This is a genomic window from Psychromonas ingrahamii 37 (assembly GCF_000015285.1).
In the GTDB taxonomy this organism is placed as follows: Bacteria; Pseudomonadota; Gammaproteobacteria; order Enterobacterales; family Psychromonadaceae; genus Psychromonas; species Psychromonas ingrahamii.
Map to the genome: position 1 here is coordinate 1,978,312 of NC_008709.1, position 19,284 is coordinate 1,997,595.

The 19,284-nt window shown below is 35.5% G+C and carries 14 protein-coding genes, 8 tRNA genes and 3 pseudogenes; 22 read left to right on the forward strand and 3 right to left on the reverse strand.

Translation table 11 applies throughout. The annotated features are described in order from the left end of the window. Positions 1-130 precede the first annotated feature (130 nt). The 3 genes and pseudogenes from apbC (at position 131) to PING_RS21675 (ending at position 2,570) form a co-directional block, all read left to right on the forward strand. The gene (gene apbC / locus PING_RS08490) at positions 131-1,216 is read left to right on the forward strand and encodes an iron-sulfur cluster carrier protein ApbC (protein ID WP_011769981.1); all 1,086 of its coding nucleotides are present in this window, start codon (positions 131-133) and stop codon (positions 1,214-1,216) included. Between the two features lie 344 nt (positions 1,217-1,560). Beyond that, a pseudogene (locus PING_RS21360) lies at positions 1,561-2,294 on the forward strand (oxidoreductase). A gap of 27 nt (positions 2,295-2,321) precedes the next feature. After that, on the forward strand, positions 2,322-2,570 hold the full coding sequence (locus tag PING_RS21675) for a hypothetical protein (protein ID WP_198134758.1): 249 nt from the start codon (positions 2,322-2,324) through the stop codon (positions 2,568-2,570). Between the two features lie 183 nt (positions 2,571-2,753). Here the strand turns inward: PING_RS21675 and PING_RS08500 are convergent. Both PING_RS08500 and gltX read right to left on the reverse strand, forming a co-directional pair. Then, positions 2,754-2,829: transfer RNA gene (locus PING_RS08500), tRNA-Ala, on the reverse strand. Between the two features lie 119 nt (positions 2,830-2,948). After that, complete coding sequence (gene gltX / locus PING_RS08505) at positions 2,949-4,361, reverse strand: glutamate--tRNA ligase (RefSeq protein ID WP_011769982.1); 1,413 nt, start codon at positions 4,359-4,361, stop codon at positions 2,949-2,951. 295 nt (positions 4,362-4,656) lie between these two features. Between gltX and PING_RS08510 the strand changes: the two genes are divergently transcribed. From PING_RS08510 to PING_RS08590, 19 genes and pseudogenes are all read left to right on the forward strand, one after another. Beyond that, positions 4,657-4,732, forward strand: a tRNA-Val gene (locus tag PING_RS08510). Between the two features lie 105 nt (positions 4,733-4,837). Further along, positions 4,838-4,913, forward strand: a tRNA-Val gene (locus tag PING_RS08515). A gap of 105 nt (positions 4,914-5,018) precedes the next feature. Next, positions 5,019-5,094: transfer RNA gene (locus tag PING_RS08520), tRNA-Val, on the forward strand. A 162-nt stretch (positions 5,095-5,256) separates the two neighbouring features. Next, positions 5,257-5,332, forward strand: a tRNA-Val gene (locus tag PING_RS08525). Positions 5,333-5,492: 160 nt separating this feature from the next. Next, positions 5,493-5,568: transfer RNA gene (locus PING_RS08530), tRNA-Val, on the forward strand. A gap of 162 nt (positions 5,569-5,730) precedes the next feature. Further along, positions 5,731-5,806: transfer RNA gene (locus PING_RS08535), tRNA-Val, on the forward strand. Between the two features lie 162 nt (positions 5,807-5,968). Beyond that, positions 5,969-6,044 (forward strand) — tRNA-Val (locus PING_RS08540). Between the two features lie 461 nt (positions 6,045-6,505). Then, positions 6,506-7,723: an ammonium transporter gene (locus PING_RS08545; protein WP_011769983.1), complete on the forward strand. Its 1,218-nt coding sequence runs from the start codon at positions 6,506-6,508 to the stop codon at positions 7,721-7,723. A gap of 229 nt (positions 7,724-7,952) precedes the next feature. Beyond that, the gene (gene upp / locus PING_RS08550) at positions 7,953-8,579 is read left to right on the forward strand and encodes a uracil phosphoribosyltransferase (protein WP_011769984.1); all 627 of its coding nucleotides are present in this window, start codon (positions 7,953-7,955) and stop codon (positions 8,577-8,579) included. A 251-nt stretch (positions 8,580-8,830) separates the two neighbouring features. Next, positions 8,831-10,114 (forward strand): uracil-xanthine permease family protein, encoded by a 1,284-nt coding sequence (locus PING_RS08555; protein WP_011769985.1) that lies wholly within the window; start codon positions 8,831-8,833, stop codon positions 10,112-10,114. A 196-nt stretch (positions 10,115-10,310) separates the two neighbouring features. After that, positions 10,311-10,391: pseudogene (locus PING_RS20545) on the forward strand (IS200/IS605 family transposase); the annotation flags it as partial. Positions 10,392-10,552: 161 nt separating this feature from the next. Continuing rightward, positions 10,553-10,861 carry a hypothetical protein gene (locus PING_RS08560; RefSeq protein WP_011769986.1) on the forward strand — a complete coding sequence of 103 codons (309 nt, stop codon included), beginning with the start codon at positions 10,553-10,555 and terminating at the stop codon, positions 10,859-10,861. 155 nt (positions 10,862-11,016) lie between these two features. Next, positions 11,017-11,244 (forward strand): hypothetical protein, encoded by a 228-nt coding sequence (locus PING_RS19445; protein WP_011769987.1) that lies wholly within the window; start codon positions 11,017-11,019, stop codon positions 11,242-11,244. A gap of 394 nt (positions 11,245-11,638) precedes the next feature. Then, a pseudogene (tnpA, locus tag PING_RS19895) lies at positions 11,639-11,990 on the forward strand (IS200/IS605 family transposase); the annotation flags it as partial. Between the two features lie 256 nt (positions 11,991-12,246). Beyond that, on the forward strand, positions 12,247-14,940 hold the full coding sequence (locus tag PING_RS20935; protein WP_011769988.1) for an HAD-IIIC family phosphatase: 2,694 nt from the start codon (positions 12,247-12,249) through the stop codon (positions 14,938-14,940). Between the two features lie 12 nt (positions 14,941-14,952). Beyond that, positions 14,953-15,189 carry an acyl carrier protein gene (locus PING_RS08575; protein WP_011769989.1) on the forward strand — a complete coding sequence of 79 codons (237 nt, stop codon included), beginning with the start codon at positions 14,953-14,955 and terminating at the stop codon, positions 15,187-15,189. Further along, entirely contained in the window at positions 15,186-15,569 is a 384-nt protein-coding gene (locus PING_RS08580; protein WP_011769990.1) for a VOC family protein, read from the forward strand. Before PING_RS08575 ends, PING_RS08580 begins: the two co-directional genes overlap by 4 nt. A gap of 3 nt (positions 15,570-15,572) precedes the next feature. Further along, on the forward strand, positions 15,573-17,045 hold the full coding sequence (locus PING_RS08585) for an MBOAT family O-acyltransferase (RefSeq protein WP_011769991.1): 1,473 nt from the start codon (positions 15,573-15,575) through the stop codon (positions 17,043-17,045). A 9-nt stretch (positions 17,046-17,054) separates the two neighbouring features. Then, positions 17,055-18,167, forward strand: a complete 1,113-nt coding sequence (locus PING_RS08590; protein ID WP_011769992.1) for a hypothetical protein — start codon at positions 17,055-17,057, stop codon at positions 18,165-18,167. A gap of 164 nt (positions 18,168-18,331) precedes the next feature. Here the strand turns inward: PING_RS08590 and PING_RS08595 are convergent, their stop codons facing one another. Next, complete coding sequence (locus PING_RS08595; RefSeq protein ID WP_011769993.1) at positions 18,332-19,240, reverse strand: IS3 family transposase; 909 nt, start codon at positions 19,238-19,240, stop codon at positions 18,332-18,334. Between the last annotated feature and the right edge of the window lie 44 nt (positions 19,241-19,284).

Sequence of the window (19,284 nt, forward strand, 5' to 3'; positions counted from 1 at the left end):
AAAAGGCTTGAAATCCCACTCTTAAATGGGCTTGAAAAATCCTTATTTAATTGTGGATGAAATAACAACAGGTTTTGTTACACTGTTTTTATCGTAACAGGAGATCTCGTTGCTTAAATAAGGAGCATTTGTGTTTTTTAAGAAAAAAAGTTTGTCAGATAAAGTTACCGCCTGTTTGCAGGAAAATGATCCCACTAAGGTGGTCGCTAAATTAATGGCCAATAAGGCAATCTTAATCGATGAAAATAGCGCTACTATAAAAATTGTAATGCCTTTTTATGCCCCTGTTTGGCTGCACAATCTGCAACTTGATTGTACCGCTAAACTGGAAAAGTTGTTTGGCAAACCGGTTAGCTGGAAGGTTAATCATCAGGTGGCTGTATTACAAAATGACACCACTAAATCTGCTTTGCCAAACATCAAAAATATTATCGTGGTTGCATCGGGTAAAGGGGGCGTCGGTAAATCGACGGTAAGTGTTAATTTAGCCCTTGCTTTAGCCGAAAATGGTGCTCAAGTGGGTATTTTAGATGCCGATATTTATGGGCCTTCTATTCCGACTATGTTAGGTGTTAAAGGTGCAGAGCCTGTAAGTGTTGATGGTAAATTAATGTCACCAATTGAGGCGCACGGTATTGTTTGTAATAGCATCGGTTTTTTAGTGGCCGAAGAGGATGCCATGATCTGGCGTGGCCCGATGGCCAGTAAAGCTTTGTCGCAAGTGCTCAATGAAACGGATTGGCAAGGACTTGATTATTTAGTGGTCGATATGCCCCCCGGCACTGGCGATATTCAGTTGACTATGGCGCAAAATGTGCCTGTGACAGCGGCTGTGGTGGTGACAACACCGCAGGATGTGGCATTAGTTGATGCAAAAAAAGGCATCTCGATGTTTAATAAAGTCGACGTTAATGTCGCTGGTATTATTGAAAACATGAGTCTTTATTCATGCAGTCAATGCGGTTATGAAGAAGCTATTTTTGGTACGGGTGGTGGTAAAAAACTGGCTGAGCAATTCAATTTACCTTTTTTAGCGTCATTACCCTTACATATAAAATACCGGGAAGACACAGACCAGGGGATACCAACGGTTGTTAAAGACGATAGTGAGGTGTTAAGTGCGCCATTTTTATCCTTAGCTGAAACCTTAACAATTAATCTTTATCGCGATTTAACCATCGCTTTACCGGAAATCACGATCACTAATTTAGGTTAATCCTTGTCTTAAAATTCCTCTAAGTTGTTGGCAGTTTTGTAACTGCCAACAACTTAACAAAATCATTGCATGCAGTATGTTATCACTATCATTAAATAAAATGGGTAAAAATATTTTTATTGGCAGGGCAGTGACTAAATTCAAATATATGAAATGCTTGAATTTAAGGTTTTGTTTTGATTAATGACGCCTGTTTTTTCATTTGGATCTATTCCCTGTTATTACAATTTAAAATTGGATTAACAAGGCGTATTCAAATGTCAAATTCTACCGCCAGTAAGCAATTATTTAGCCCGTACTAACTCGGTTCGTACCTGTTACAAAATCATCTTGTTATGTCACCGATGACCCGCAATCGGTCCATCAATAATGCGCCAAATGATCTGATGGCAACGTATTATGCACAACGTGCAACGGCTGGACTCATTATTACTGAAGGCACCTCACCTTCGGCTAATGGTCTTGGTTATCCGCGTATCCCGGGAATTTTTCAGCGGCACAGGTGGCAGGTTGGGAGTATGTAACGAAGGCCGTACATGCTAAAGGCGAGAAAATATTTATCCAGTTAATGCACACAGGACGTATTGCTTATCCCTTTAATCTGCCGAAAGGCGCTCGTATGCTTGCCCCTTCCGCTGTTGTAGTGAACGGTGAAATGTATACCGATGCATAGTGGATGAAACCCCACCCAGTAGCGATGGCGATGACCATCGACGATATTATCAGTACTCAAAAAGAGTTTGTCACAGCGGCTAAAAACGCAATTTCAGCCGGCTTTGATGGTGTTGAATTACACGCAGCAAATGGGTATTTACTGGAACAGTTTATCCGCCCTAATGCAAATATTCGTAACGATCAGTATGGAGGCACGATTGAAAATAGAGCCCGTTTTGTGCTGGAAGTCGCCGCGGCAACCGTTGCTGCGATCCGTAAGGATAAAGTTGGGATCCGCTTATCTCCCTTTGGCGTATTTAATGACATGCCCCTTTATAATGCAATGGAGCCTGATTACACTTATCTAACTGAAAAATTAAATGCATTGGGATTGCTGTATTTACACATTGCAGATCACTCATAAATGGGGGCTCCGATTGTGCCGGATTCGATGAAAAAAATCATGCGCCGTTTATTTAAACAGACCCTGATTCTGTCGGGAGGTTATGATGCAGCGGGCGCGGAAAGTGATCTTGCGGCCGGTAAAGGGTATTTGATTGCCGTCGGGCGTCCCTTCCTTGCAAACCTGGATCTGCCTGCGCGCTGGCAGGCTAATACGCCTTTGAATATCCCTGACATGGATACCTTTTATTCAGCAGATGAAAAAGGTTATAGCGATTATCCGGTGCACAATAAATGATCTGATTAAGGCCGTTATCAATTATTTATAAACCGACGATTTTGTTGGTCATTACTTTATATTTAAATAATTAACAGGTCTTATTGGATTTAACAAAGTTGTGTATAAAAGAGGTAAAGTTGTGTATAAAAGAGGTAGTAATGAACATTAGTGAGGGCTCTAGAAAATATAAAGTAGTTAAAGTGGTGGAGCCATGCGGGATCGAACCGCAGACCTCAACGCTGCCAGCGTTGCGCTCTCCCAGCTGAGCTATGGCCCCACTTTAATCTTTAACTAACCGTTTGAATTGGCTAGGTATAACAAGAACAGGGCGCATAATATGCACCTTGCTCTTAACTGTCAATCAAAACTTGCAAAATAAATTATATTTAAGCATTTTTATGAAGCAGCTACGCGCGCAGCGATAAATTCAAGTGCGCGATCGATACGTTTAATACTACGCTCTTTACCAATTAAGCGCAGGGTGACATCTAAAGAAGGTGATTGCCCGCCGCCTGTGATAGCAACCCGCAGAGGCATACCTACTTTACCCATACCAACCCCTAATTCATTGGCAGTATCATTGATTATTTGATGCAGTGCTGGATCTGTCCAGTCATCGCTTGTTTGCAGTTTTTGCTTAACTAAAACAAGTGCATCTTCAGCCACTGGGCGAAGATGTTTCTTGGCAGCTGTAGCATCAAAGTCTTCATACTCTTCAAAGAAGTAGCGGCTGGTGGTCGCTAACTCAACTAATGTTTTAGCGCGTTCAGAAAGTGCGCTGACAATTTCAGGAAGGGCTGGACCATTAGTCATATCTATTTTTTGATTCGTCATGTGCCATGCAAGATGCTGTGCAATGTAAGCCGGATCCAGTGATTTAATATAATGTTGATTTAACCAAAGTAATTTTTCAGTATTAAATGCAGAAGGAGCTTTATTAATCGCATCTAAGGAAAATAGCTCAATCATCTCTTTTTCTGAGAAAATTTCCTGATCACCGTGTGACCAACCTAAACGTACCAGATAGTTTTTAAGTGCTTCAGGTAAATAACCTTCATCACGGAATTGCATGACAGAGACTGCACCATGACGTTTAGACAGTTTTGCGCCGTCATCCCCTAAAATCATAGCAACATGCGCATATTCAGGGAGAGGGGCTCCTAATGCTTTTAATATATTAATTTGCCGCGGTGTATTGTTGATATGATCTTCGCCTCGAACAACATAAGTAATACCCATGTCCCAATCATCAACGACCACACAAAAATTATAAGTCGGTGTGCCATCGGTACGCTGAATAATTAAATCGTCAAGCTCGGTATTTGAAAATTCAATAGGACCACGTACATGATCGTCAAATTTAACACTGCCTTCTTTAGGATTTTTGAAACGTATAACATAAGGGGCATCTGTGTTCTGCGGTGCTAAGCCTCGACACTTGCTATCATAGCGTGGTGACTCGCCTGCCTTTTCCTGCGCTTCACGCAGTTCATTAACGCGTTCTTTTGTGCAGTAACATTTGTAAGCTGTTCCATCGGAAAGCATTTTTGCTATGATTTCTTTATAGCGATCAAAACGTTTGGTCTGGTAATAAGGACCTTCATCCCAAGTCAAACCCATCCAAGTCATCCCTTCTAAGATCGCATCAACTGCTTCTTGAGTTGAACGCGCAATATCCGTATCCTCTATGCGCAGTACAAACTCACCCCCTTTACTTTTCGCATGTAACCAGGAATAGAGCGCAGTACGCGCGCCACCAACATGTAAAAAACCAGTGGGGCTAGGGGCAAAACGTGTTTTAACTTTCATTGAAAAATGTCCTTATGTATAGGCGCTAAAATAATAGGCGTATTTTAACGGATACCATTGTAATTACATTAACTATTTCTGTTTTCTCGAAAACAAAGTAAGAAAAAAAAACGTATTAGCTAGAAAATAAGCAAGCATTGTTTACCCTTTGAGCGATCGACCATAAATCAAGGTTTTTATTATAAAAATGGCTTGACTGAAAAAAGGGGATCCCTATAATACGCCCCACAAACGACATGCCTGATTAGTGCCGTTTTGCTCCGAGCTTGCTCGAAGTGCAGTTGAAATTAAAGATGGGCGATTAGCTCAGTTGGGAGAGCACCGCCCTTACAAGGCGGGGGTCACTGGTTCAAGCCCAGTATCGCCCACCATCTTTAATCTTCTTTATTCAGAAGTAAAACGAATTCTATATTAAAGATTAGCGGTTAGTACCGTTATACTTCGAGCTTGTTCGATGCCTTTGAAAAATTAAAGATGGGCGATTAGCTCAGTTGGGAGAGCACCGCCCTTACAAGGCGGGGGTCACTGGTTCAAGCCCAGTATCGCCCACCATCTTTAGTCTTCTTTATTCGGAAGTAAAATGAATTCTATATTAAAGATTAGCGGTTAGCGCCGTTATACTTCGAGCTTGCTCGATGCCTTTAAAAAATTAAAGATGGGCGATTAGCTCAGTTGGGAGAGCACCGCCCTTACAAGGCGGGGGTCACTGGTTCAAGCCCAGTATCGCCCACCATCTTTAATATTCTTTATTCGGAAGTAAAATGAATTCTATATTAAAGATTAGCGGTTAGCGGCGTTATACTTCGAGCTTGCTCGATGCCTTTAAAAAATTAAAGATTGGCGGTTAGTGCCGTTATGCGGAGAGCAATGCTCGAAGCTTGTAAAACTTAAAGATGGGCGATTAGCTCAGTTGGGAGAGCACCGCCCTTACAAGGCGGGGGTCACTGGTTCAAGCCCAGTATCGCCCACCATCTTTAATCTTCTTTATTCGGAAGTAAAATGAATTCTATATTAAAGATTAGCGGTTAGTGCCGTTATACTTCGAGCTTGCTCGATGCCTTTAAAAATCAAAGATAGACGGTTAGTGCCGTTACGCGGAGAGCAATGCTCAATGCTTTTAAACTTAAAGATGGGCGATTAGCTCAGTTGGGAGAGCACCGCCCTTACAAGGCGGGGGTCACTGGTTCAAGCCCAGTATCGCCCACCATCTTTAATCTTCTTTATTCGGAAGTAAAATAAATTCTATATTAAAGATTAGCGGTTAGCGGCGTTATACTTCGAGCTTGCTCGATGCCTTTAAAAAATTAGAGATTGGCGGTTAGTGCCGTTATGCGGAGAGCAATGCTCGAAGCTTGTAAAACTTAAAGATGGGCGATTAGCTCAGTTGGGAGAGCACCGCCCTTACAAGGCGGGGGTCACTGGTTCAAGCCCAGTATCGCCCACCATCTTTAATCTTCTTTATTCAGAAGTAAAATAAATTCTATATTAAAGATTAGCGGTTAGTGCCGTTATACTTCGAGTTTGCTCGATGCCTTTAAAAAATTAAAGATTGGCGGTTAGTGCCGTTATGCGGAGAGCAATGCTCGAAGCTTGTAAAACTTAAAGATGGGCGATTAGCTCAGTTGGGAGAGCACCGCCCTTACAAGGCGGGGGTCACTGGTTCAAGCCCAGTATCGCCCACCATCTTTAACGAACAAATTTCATGTTCAAATAAAATGCCAGCCACCACATTTAACGCATTAATTATCTACGTTCACATCAAATTAAACACCACTTACCATCTTTAAATCAAAATATTTTATTATTTATATTGTCATACTCGGCTGTATTCCAATCCTGAAATAACTGATTTTTATTATCAGCTGTTTAGCCTTCACACAGAAATCCATTTTACAGCCTTTATACAAGTCTACTAATCATCTTGTTTTACGCTGCATTGTTATTCTCTTTTTATAAAATATCGGAAAGTGTGGTAAGACTGTTATTTTATTAGCGGCATGATTTAAATTTATAATTTTCATTAATCCTGATCTTTGTCATTTTTTTGTTGTTTCTTGTAAAAAACACCTGTAAATATTTTGATATATGCAAAGCATAAGTTAAAATCCGTTAAATTTTTTTTTGGGTCAACAATAGAGAATTAAATGGATTTAATACAAAATCATGTTACTGCATTAGTCAGTAGTGCAGATACGTTATTTATTTTATTGGGTGCAATCATGGTATTTGCCATGCATGCAGGATTTGCTTTTTTGGAAGTTGGCACTGTGCGCCATAAAAACCAGGTGAACGCGTTAGTTAAAATTATGTCTGACTTTGGGATTTCAGCATTAGTTTATTTTTTCTTTGGTTATTGGCTGGCTTACGGTGTTACCTTTTTTGATAGTGCCGCGATATTAGCTGAAAATAATGGTTATGAATTGGTTAAATTCTTTTTCTTAATGACCTTTGCTGCCGCAATACCGGCGATTATCTCAGGTGGTGTTGCTGAGAGAGCTAAATTTAATCCCATGCTAATTGCAGCTGCGTTATGTGTTGGTCTGGTTTATCCTTTCTTTGAAGGCCTTATTTGGAACGGTAATTATGGATTCCAAGATTGGTTAGCGGCGAACTTTGGTGCGGTATTCCACGATTTTGCCGGCTCAATTGTTGTACATGCTGTGGGTGGGTGGATTGCATTTACTGCCATTATTGTTTTGGGCAGTCGTAATGGCCGTTATCGTGCTGGCAGATTAGTGGCTTTTGCACCCTCTAATATTCCCTTATTAGGACTTGGTGCTTGGATTTTATCCGTTGGCTGGTTCGGTTTTAACGTTATGTCTGCTCAAGCTATTGAAGGTATTAGTGGTTTAGTTGCAATGAACTCTTTAATGGCGATGGTTGGCGGCATTATTAGTGCACTCGTTATTGGTAAAAAAGATCCGGGTTTTATCCACAATGGTCCATTAGCCGGACTCGTCGCAGTCTGTGCTGGTTCCGATATAATGCACCCAATGGGCGCATTGGTGACAGGTTTAGTGGCTGGTGGTTTGTTTGTATGGTTATTCACTTACGTACAAAAAAAATATACCAGTTTTGACGATGTATTGGGTGTGTGGCCTTTACATGGTGTTTGCGGCTTATGGGGCGGTATCTCCGCAGGTATTTTTGGTCTGGAAATCTTTGGTGGTTTAGGTGGTGTCAGTTTTGCAAGTCAATTAATAGGCTCGTTTGCCGGTGTCTCAGTCGCGCTGATTGGCGGTTTTGCTGTCTACAAACTCGTTAATCACTTTATGCCCATTCGCCTCTCTGAAGAAGAAGAATTCAATGGGGCAGATGTTTCAATACATAAAATTGGTGCAACTAATGTAAACAACCAATAAGTTGATTGCCGGTTAAAAGGGGATTGCATAAACTATCCCTTTTTTTCCATTAAATAATATCAAAGACAGTTACTGTCATTAGATGCTTATTCAAGGGGAGCTTGGTTGTTCTGGAGAAAATTATTGTTATAAAAATGACCGGCTATTATGCCTAAGGTGAGTGACCAAGGCTCCTTGGCCCAGGATCATGTACAAGTAGATTTTTATTTTATGATTAGGAATGAAGAATATGAAAGTAATTGAAGTAAAGCATCCGCTGATTCAACACAAAATAGGCTTGATGCGTGAAGCTGACATTAGTACTAAACGTTTTCGCGAAATAGCGCGCGAAGTTGGCAGTTTACTAACTTATGAAGCGACCAAAAATCTGGAACTTGAAACAGTCAAAATTCAAGGTTGGAATGGAGAAGTAGAAGTACAGCAGATTAAAGGTAAAAAAGCGACTGTGGTACCTATCTTGCGTGCTGGTTTAGGTATGATGGATGGCGTGTTGGAACATATGCCAAGCGCAAAAATTAGTGTTGTTGGTATTTATCGCGATGAAAAAACCCTAGAGCCGGTGCCTTATTTTCAAAAATTAGTGAGCAATATTGATGAACGGTTAGCCATTGTTGTTGATCCCATGCTTGCGACGGGTGGATCTATGATTTCCACCATTGATTTAATCAAAAAAGCTGGGTGTACTAGAATTGTTGTACTTGTTTTAGTGGCTGCACCAGAAGGTTTAAAAGCATTAGAAGCCGCACATCCTGATCTTGAAGTTTACACCGCGTCTATTGATGATCACTTAGATGAACAGGGTTATATTGTACCTGGTCTTGGTGATGCTGGTGATAAAATTTTTGGTACAAAATAACTAACCAACTAATACCAACTCCACTCATTTTCTATTCATTTATATGCACTAACTGAATGCTAGCCAAGCATAAAACGCTATTTTAGTCTTTGTCATTGATTTTATAATTAGAATATCTAGCTACTTAATCAGTGCTTTGCTTTTATGTGTTTTCCCTGCACCCAAATAGACGGCCTAATGAGTGGGATTAGTATAATTTAACCTTATTCTAAAATTGATAGGGTTATTTTTTGAGTATTATGGAGAAATAGATGACTGCTCGTACCGATTCTGAATTGGGAACACCAGAAAAAGAAATAGTTGAGGACGTGACTGCTGACTTTAATGCATTTCAGCAAGCCTTGGCTGGATCACAAATGTTATTTGTAGCATTTGGTGCCTTAGTATTAATGCCATTAATCACTGGACTTGATCCAAATGTTGCCTTATTTACGGCTGGTATTGGTACTTTATTATTCCATTTAGTGACCAAAGGGAAAGTGCCAATATTTTTGGCATCTTCATTCGCCTTTATTGCTCCCATTGCTTATGGCATTCAAACCTGGGGAATTCCCGGTACTATGTCGGGATTATTTGTAGCTGGCCTTGTTTATATGCTGATGTCATATGCGGTTAAACTTCGTGGTGTTGATTTTATTCATCGCTTATTACCGCCTGTTGTTGTTGGACCCGTGATCATGGTGATTGGTTTAAGCCTTGCGCCTGTTGCTGTGAATATGGCACTGGGTAAAGCGGGTGATGGTAGTTTTGTTTTAATAGAACAAAATACAGCAATGATCATCTCTTTCTCTTCACTTATCTGCACTTTATTAGTGGCGACTAAAGCGAAAGGCGTTTTTAAATTACTGCCTATTCTCTCAGGGGTCGTGCTTGGCTATAGCCTGTCATTGTTCTTTGGCGTGGTTGATTTCAGTCCGGTCGGTAATGCAGCTTGGTTGAGTATACCCAACTTTGTCGCGCCGGAATGGAACTGGCAAGCTGTCTTATTTATGATTCCGGTGGCAATTGCCCCCGCAGTTGAACATGTTGGCGATATTCTTGCTATTAGTAATGTAACGGGTAAAGATTTTTTGAAAAAACCAGGTCTACATCGTACTTTGTTTGGTGATGGTCTGGCGACTAGTGCTGCTTCATTATTTGGCGGCCCCCCTAATACGACTTATTCAGAGGTAACCGGTGCGGTTATGTTAACCCGTAACTTCAATCCTAAAATAATGATTTGGGCTGCTGTTATTGCTATTTTATTAGCTTTTATCGGAAAATTTGGAGCCATATTACAAACTATTCCTTCGGCTGTGATGGGGGGAATTTTAATCTTATTATTTGGGACTATTGCGTCTGTTGGATTAAATACGTTAATCCGTCATCAAGTTGATCTCTCCAATTCGCGTAATTTATGCATTGTCTCTGTCGTTTTAGTTTTTGGAATCGGTGGAATGGCTTTTGATTTTGGTGATTTTAGCCTGCAAGGGGTCAGTTTATGCGCGCTTGTTGCAATATTTCTAAATATGGTTTTACCCAAGACAAAATCATAAATTAAATTTTATCACTTTAAAACGTAAGGCAGATTCAACTTTGAAGTGCATAACCACTAAGCAGCTATAGTCACCCTATGTTCAGCCATTAATTTGGCTGGCGTTTTTTGATTTATTAGTCTCCTGAAAAGGTAAAACCATTGGCTTTAGCCGCTCAGCTTTAGCTATAATATCTTAATAGGTATTTGGTTAGGAGATGGAAATGGATTATCGATATGGTAGCCCTACGGTTTTCAAGATTCAGTATCATTTTGTTTTTGTTACTAAATATCAACATTCTGGACAGTTTTAGGAGAGAAATAAAATTAGGCGTCAAGAACAGGAACTACGAGAATAAGGTTTCTGACGTCAAATAAACACAGAAGCCTGCCCACGGAAACGATAGTAGAAACAATTTTAGCCTCAATGTCCAATGTTAAAAATCATTAGAGAACCTTTATGCTTTCTCTGTTTGCTGTTTTGGTCGTTTTTCAAGGTAAGGCAACCTTCAGTAATATGGGCCGATACAGCTTTATGAATGAAAAACGATTTCGACGCTGGTCCGATCGCGCTTTTGATTATGCCGAATTTAACATGAAATTAATTGCACTTACCTTTCCTGAGCAGGAAGAGCAGATTGCAGCGATTGATGCCAGCTTTATCAGTAAATTGGGTCGTAAAACGGATGGGTTAGGCTGGTATTACAACGTCTGCGCAGGAGAGGCACAGCCAGGTTTGGAAATATCGACGATTTGTATACCGATCTGAAGTCAAATACAGCCTATGCACTGGATTCACGTCAAACAATCGATATTGAAGGAGCGACTCGAGTTGAACAATATGCATAGCATGTTGTTGATGTTGCAGATAACCTACGTCAACTTAATATTCGGTATCTTGCTGCTGATGCCTATTATAGCAAAGTGAAATTTGTATCGAAGGTACTTGAAACCGGCATTCATCTTGTTGGGAAACTCCGTGTTGATGCTGATTTACAGTGGATGTACGAAGGTCAATACAATGGCATAGGTCGGCCCCGACGATTTGATGGCAAGGTCAATTTTGAAGATTTAGCGCGCTTTGATTATGTAGGAGTTCTGAATGAAAAGATAGCTGTTTTATACCTAAGTGGTTTATTTAAAGATCCTTAAGCGTAAAATTTGTGTTGTGATGTTGAATTGGAATAACAGAATAAAAACAGGCCGGGCTTTATTGTATTCAACCGATATTATGTTGGATGCGATGACGCTGATTAAGTATTACAAGGCCCTATTTCAAATAGAATTTTTATTCAGAGATGCAAAACAATACACCGGGCTAACTCATTGCTAATCACGGCGTAAAGAAGCAATTAATATGCACGTAAAAGCGTCATTAACGGCATTGAATTTACTGAAAATTGAAGAGAGAAATCAACCAGGAAGCCCACGATAATATCAATCGCTTCGTTGAAACGTCGAAAATTCAATCAACACTTTATAGACAGACTTTTTGACGCGTTAGGATTAGACGTAAGTTGTCCTAAAGTATTGAAAATATAGGTATCAAGTTTTAAAAGGTGATGTTGGGTTGAAGGTCAGAGAATTGATCAGGCAAACATATAATTCTTTTAAAATTGAGATTTTAAAAGGAGTTGTTAGCAAAGATCATGTTCATTTTTTAGTTTCAGCTCCCCTAATATGGCACCAAGTGAAATAATGAGAAGGGTGAAGCGGAGATCATCATCTAAATTATTTGAATGTTTCCCCGACTTAAAAAAGGGATACTGGGGCGTCATTTTTGGTCTAGAGGATATTTTTGTGTCACATCTGGTGATGTTACCGAAGAAATGATTAAAGAGTATTTAGCTTATCATTTTGAGCCAAAAGTCGAAGATAATTTTAGAACTGAGCACTAAAACAACGGGTCTTTGACCCATATCCTGAGTTTGGCCCAACCCTGTTTTATTTGAGGCATAAATCTGGCATCGTTGTTCATAGGTCAGTTGGTTATATGTTTTCATTGTTGCATTTCTTGCCGGAGAAAAAGCGATTAGCATATAGTCAGCTGACCGTTTTTTCTACCTATTCAAGTTATGCACTTATTATTTGAATCTAAGAGTAATATTTAACTAGAATCTGTACCTTATTTAAATAACAATTTAAAGGGCAATTATGTTTAAACATCAGTTAGATAGTGATTTTATTCTTAGAAAAAAGAAATCCATAAAAAAAGAATTATTATTAAAAAATAATTTAATAAAAAAGAACATAGCTATATTAGGTGGTTCTACTATATCAGAAATAAAAAATATTTTAGAGTTATTTTTATTAGACAATGGAATAAAAGTAAATTTTTATGAATCAGAATATAATAAATATTATGAAGATGCCCTATTTGGCAATGAGGATTTAGATAAATTTAATCCTGATATAGTTTATATACATACAACAAATCAGAATATTATTAAATATCCAGATCTAAAAGATAGTGAAGATGAAATCAAAATACTATTAAATAATGAAATTCAAAGATACAAATCAATATGGAGTTCATTATCTAAATTTGATTGTGCAATAATTCAAAATAATTTTGATTACACAATTGATAGAAGTTTAGGAAATTTAGATTGCTATGACATACATGGTAAAACATATTTTATAAATCAATTAAATAATGAATTTGCAAAAGAAGCAAGAAAAATAAAATTCTTGTATATTAATGACATTAATTATTTATCTTCATATATTGGATTAAAAAATTGGTTTGATAAATCACTATGGCATCAAGCGAAGTATGCTCTTAGTATGAATTCAATTCCAGAATTAGCATTTAATATTAGTAAAATTATGAATGCAATTTTTGGTAAAACAAAAAAATGTCTAGTTTTAGACCTTGACAATACTTGTTGGGGTGGAGTGATTGGAGATGATGGGGTAAATGGTATTTATATAGGGACAGAGACAGCCATTGCTGAATCATATACATCTTTTCAAAAATATACTAAAGAATTAAAACAAAGAGGTATCACTTTAGCTGTATGTTCTAAAAATGATTTTAAAAATGCTAAAGAAGGATTTGAACACCCTGAAAGTGTATTGAGATTTGATGACTTTACTTCATTTAAAGCTACTTGGGACCCTAAGCATGAGAATATTATGGATATAGCAAAAGAGATAAATATTGGAATTGATAGTTTAGTCTTTATAGATGATAATGCAGTGGAAAGAGATATTGTATCATCTCAGATTTCAAGTGTGGCTGTTCCAGATGTGGGTAATGATGTAATACATTTTATAGACCACATAGATAGAAATGGATATTTTGAACCAATATCATTGTTAGCTGATGATATTAATAGAAATAAGTATTATGAAGATAATAAAAAAAGAGTAAATGAAGAATCTATTTTTAAATCTTATGATGAGTTTTTGATTTCATTAGAAATGACAGCAGATATTAAATCTTTCTCTCCAATATACTTAAATAGAATAACACAACTTGCAAATAAAACTAATCAGTTTAATCTGACCACAAAAAAATATACGGCGGGGGAGATAGAGAATATTGCGTCTAACAATGAATACATAAAAATTTATGGAAGATTAATAGATAAATATGGAGATAATGGTTTAATAGCAATAACTATTGGAAGAATAAAAGACAATCAATGTCACATTGATTTATGGCTGATGAGCTGTAGGGTTTTAAAAAGAGATATGGAATTTGCGATGCTTGATGAAGTTGTTAGGCAGTGTAAAGAACAAGATATAACTGAGATAATAGGTTATTATTATAGAAGTGCCAAAAATAATATGGTTTCAGATTTATACGAAAAATTTGGATTTTTACTAAGTAATACAAATAATGAAGATACAGTTTGGAAGCTTAATATTTCAAATTATGAAAATGAAAATGAAAATGAAAATGAAAATAAAAATAAATCTATAAGAGTAAATGTACGTATGAAAGATGAATTATTAAATATTATATACAAAAATGCACCCACTCAAGAGAAGAAAATCAAAGTTTTATTTAACGAGTTCCCTCAAATGGAACTAGACTTAGAATCGTTTTTATTAAATTATAAAAAATTTATGCTTTTAGAAAGTATATCTGTTAAGGATATTGCTAATTCATATTTAGAGATGTTGGATCAAGTCTTTTTTTGTAGAAAAGAATTTTTATATAGTGGCCAGTATCACACTCAAAACCAAAATGAAGCATTTGAACATACTTATAATGATGAAAAGGTTATGACTAATTATATGTTAGCACTAGCTCTATCTCAGTTTTTATGGAAGCACCATTATAAAATATTTACCTTTTATAAGTCTATTGTACAAACTTTTGATAGTAAATCAAATATTTTGGAAGTTGGAAGTGGTCATGGTTTGTTCTTACTTGAAATTTTAAATCATAATGAAAATTTAAAAGATATTGATGTTGTTGATATAAGTAAATCATCTATAAGAATGACACAAAATATACTTAAATCTATGGAGAATGAATATATAGATAAGATAGTTTTTTATAACTACGATATCAACTTATATAAAACAAATAAAAAATATAATTTTATAACTATGGGTGAAGTACTAGAACATGTGGATAATCCATTATCGATATTAAATAGTTTGTATAATCTCCTTAGTGAAGATGGAGAACTTTTTATAACTTCATGTGCAAATTGTCCTGCAATTGATCATGTATATCTTTTTAATAATGTAGATGAAATACGAGTATTAGCAAAAAAAGCTGGATTTAAAATAAAGTCTGAGATGGTTGCTCCATCAGTAGATAAAAACGATGACTACTTAGAAAAAAATAAAGTTGATATATCTTATGCAGCTTTACTTACAAAATAAAAAGGAAAAATCATGGACATAAAAAACATATTACAAGAGTTATTTAGAGATATATTGGACATAGAAAATTTAGTTTTAGAAAATAAAACATCAGCAAATGAGATAGAGGAATGGGACTCTTTGGCCCATATTAATTTAATAGTAGCGATAGAAAGAGAGTTTAATATTAAATTTGCTTTGGGAGAATTGCAGGATTTGAAAAACATTGGGAATATAATGAATTTAATATCAATAAAAATTAAAAAATGAATCTTCATCACCTAGGAATTGCGACGGATGATATTAATAGAACATTAAAATATGTTAATAATATATATAATATATCAAATGTTACAGATATTATATACGATGAATTACAAGAAGCTTATTTATGTATGGTTACTTTAAATGATAATAATAAAATAGAGTTGGTATCGGGAAAACAAGTTTCTATTTATGTGAAAAAAAACATACAATTATATCATACTTGTTGGGAAGTCGATGATATAAATAAAGCTATTGATGTACATCTTGACTGCGGCGCAATTCTTGTTTCTGAACCTAAAAAAGCAGTATTATTCAACGATAGGAAAGTTGCGTTCCTATATTCTGAGCTTGGGTTAATTGAATTACTTGAAAGAAATACCTAGATAATGTTATTTAATAGTTATGAATTTATTTTTGCTTTCTTACCAATATCTTTTTTTGTATATTTCTATTTAAATAAAAAGAGGTTGACAATTGCTTCAAAAGCTTGGCTTGTATTTACAAGTTTACTTTTCTATAGTTGGTGGAATATCATTTATTTGCCACTTATACTTATCTCTATACTATTTAATTATACCATTACAAATACAATGTTTGAATACAATGAATCTAAGCAAAAGTATTTTTCTAAAAAAACATTATTACAAGTTGGATTAGTATTTAATATTTCATTGTTGGTGTATTTTAAATATATGGATTTCTTTATTAAAAATACTAATGTTTTTTTTGATTCTGAAATAGGACTGTTACATTTAGCTTTACCACTTGCTATAAGTTTTTTCACACTTCAGCAAATAGCATTTTTGATTGATAGCTATGAAGGCCTAGTTAAAGAGAGAAACTTTTTAGACTATACTATATTTGTCACATTCTTTCCTCAACTTATAGCAGGTCCAATCGTACACCATAAAGAGATGATGCCACAATTTGCAAGTGTTAAGAACAAAGTCAACAATTATAAAAATATAGCTTTAGGACTTTTTATATTTTCCATTGGATTATTCAAGAAAGTAGTGATTGCAGATACTTTTGCTATATGGGCTACTACTGGATTTGACACTGCTACAACTTTAAATCTTTTTGAGGCTTGGGCTACATCGTTATCTTATACTTTTCAAATTTATTTTGATTTTAGTGGATATACAGATATGGCAATTGGTGCTGCTTTACTATTTAATATTAAACTGCCACAAAACTTTAATAGTCCATATAAAGCGACAGGTGTAATTGATTTTTGGCAGAGATGGCATATGACACTTACAAATTTTATAAGTTATTATATTTATACTCCCATGCTATTAACCTTTAAAAAAACAACATTTGCAAAAGCTATGATAGTTACATTTGTTGCCTTTGTTATTGTAGGAATTTGGCATGGTGCTTCATGGATGTACGTATTGTTTGGAGCATTACATGGAGCTGGAACAATCATAAATCATTCTTGGAAGAAAACAAAGATAAAGATGAATAGATTTTTAGCGTGGTTTATTACTTTTAATTTTGTCAATCTTAGCTTAGTAATTTTCCGAGCTAAAGAGTGGGATGATGCTGTAAAGGTTTCAGGTGGGATGTTTTCTTTGGAGAATATCGTGTTGCCAAATATATTAGCTACAAAACTTTCATTTTTAAGCAATTATGATATTGAATTTGGTGGTTTCGTAGAAAATATACAAGGAGATTATTATACTCCCCTCTGGTTAATTATTGGATTTATTTTAGTTCTATTATTCAAAAACTCAATTGAAAAAGGGAAAGAGTTTAAACCAAATTATAAAACTTTAATCTTAACTTTAATCTACTTATTAGTTGGTCTTTTATCCTTAAATAAAGTAACAGAATTTTTATATTTTAATTTTTAAGGATAATTTATGAATAGTAAAAAATGGATTAAAATATTATTGATACTTTGTGTGTTGGGTGTCGGATTTATTAGTGGAGTTAATTATTTGGTTGACCCAATTGGTTTGAATAACAAAGTACTAATTAATAATATTAATACTAAAAAATATTCAAATACACTCATGACTACAAGATTTAAAGCTAATATACTTGGAGATGGAAATTTTGATACTATAATGCTTGGAACATCAAGAATAGGTGTAATGAATCCAAATATAGTAAATAAGCATTTGAATTCAAATGCTTTTAATCTTGAATATCCTGGTTCAAATACCGTTATTCAAAATAAATTTTTTAAATATGCAAATCATTTTAATGATATAAAATACTTAATTTATGCAATTGATTTTATAGCATTCAATGAAAATATAACTATCAAAAATAATTTTCATGATTTTTATAAATTAGAAAAAGAAATAGATAATTTTGATGAAATAGATGATTTTGATTTATATTTTAATATTGAAACTTTTATTAAAAGTGTAAAAATTGTTATAAAAAATATTTTAAATATACAACAAACAGAAGTAATTTATTTATCTGAAAATGGTATGAGAGATTATAGGAATTATATTGAAGAAAATGAAAAAGGAACATTCAAATTAGATGAAAATATCAAAAAGAGTATTTCATACTCTTTTAGTAAAAACTCAATAACCTCTTATAAAAGCTACAAGTTTTCTTATGAATATTTAGAATACTTTAAAAATACAATTGACTATTGTAATAGAAATAATATAAAATTTTTTGTATATATTCCTCCCATGTATAGTGACGCTTTTGATGCAATAAATTCGGTTGGACAATTTGATGAATTTGAATTATTCAAAAAAGAACTTGTAAAAATTACAGATTATATTGATTTTACTGGACACAATAAAATCAGTGAGAATAAAAATAACTACTGGGATTATGGTCATTTAAGAGTTGAAACAACAGAGCAAATAATGGCAAGAATTTTTAATAACAAATCAATTGATCTTCCAGAAAATTCTGGAGTTTTAGTAACAAAAGAAAATATAGATGAACATTTAGAAAATCTGAGAAAACAAGTAAAAGATTATGATTTAGAAAAAATCTAAACTAGAGCCTGTAAAATAAACTGTGTAAACTGTGTAAACTGAATATAAAAACCTCCAGTAATTCCCACGAAAAAAAATTGAATTCACAAGTAGAATTTTCTCGTAAACTAATCGCAGGAGATTCTGCATGAAAAAATCACATTATTCTGACAGCCAAATTATGGCTATTTTAAAACAAGCTGAAGCAGGCACACCTGTTTAGGAGTTGTGTCCAAAATCACAAAATCATTGGGGTCTCCCTGTAATGGTGAATAAAAACTGGATACTTTCTTAGCGACTTTATTCTCATATTGAATAGGAGATAAGTACCCATTAACTGAATGTGGGCGCTTACCGTTGTAATAAGCAAGATAATCTAAAATGCTTAGTTCTGCTGCTTTCTTCGTTTTGAATGTTTCATAGTTTAATTGCTCATGTTTTAAACTACGGAAAAATCGCTCTGTGGGGGCATTGTCCCAGCATTCCCCTTTACCGCTCATGCTAACATCCATTTCCATGGTGCTAAGTAATTTCCTATAATCATCGCTTGTATACTGGCTCCCCCTATCGGAATGATGCAGTAATCCCGATGCTGGTTTTCTCTGCCAATAGGCCATATCAAGGGCGTTACTACATAGTTCAGTACGCATATTATCTGCAATAGACCAACCAACTATACGGCGCGAATATAAGTCCATGACGATCGCTAAATAGATAAACCCTTGATGCGTGGCGATATAAGTAATATCGGTAGTCCAATAGTGATTAGCTTCTTCAACAGTGAATTGCCTATTTAATTTATTCGGTTCAATTCGATTATTGTGGTTACTGTCAGTGGTCGTTTGATATTTCTTGGGGTATCGCGCCACAAGCCCTAATTTACGCATGGTTGAGCGTGCTTTATAACGACCTATAACAATGTTTTGCTTTGCCAGTTCAGTCACCATACGCCTACTACCTAAGGTCATTCTGTGCGTTTTAAAGGTATTCTTCACGGTGCAGTCTAGATTAAAACCTAATGTGTCAAAAGGTTTAATCGCCGTATTTTCCCAAGCATAAAACGCACTTGAACTTACCTGCATGACGCGACACATTACTTTAATTGGCCAGTCTTCTTTGTGTTGTTGAATAAATTGAA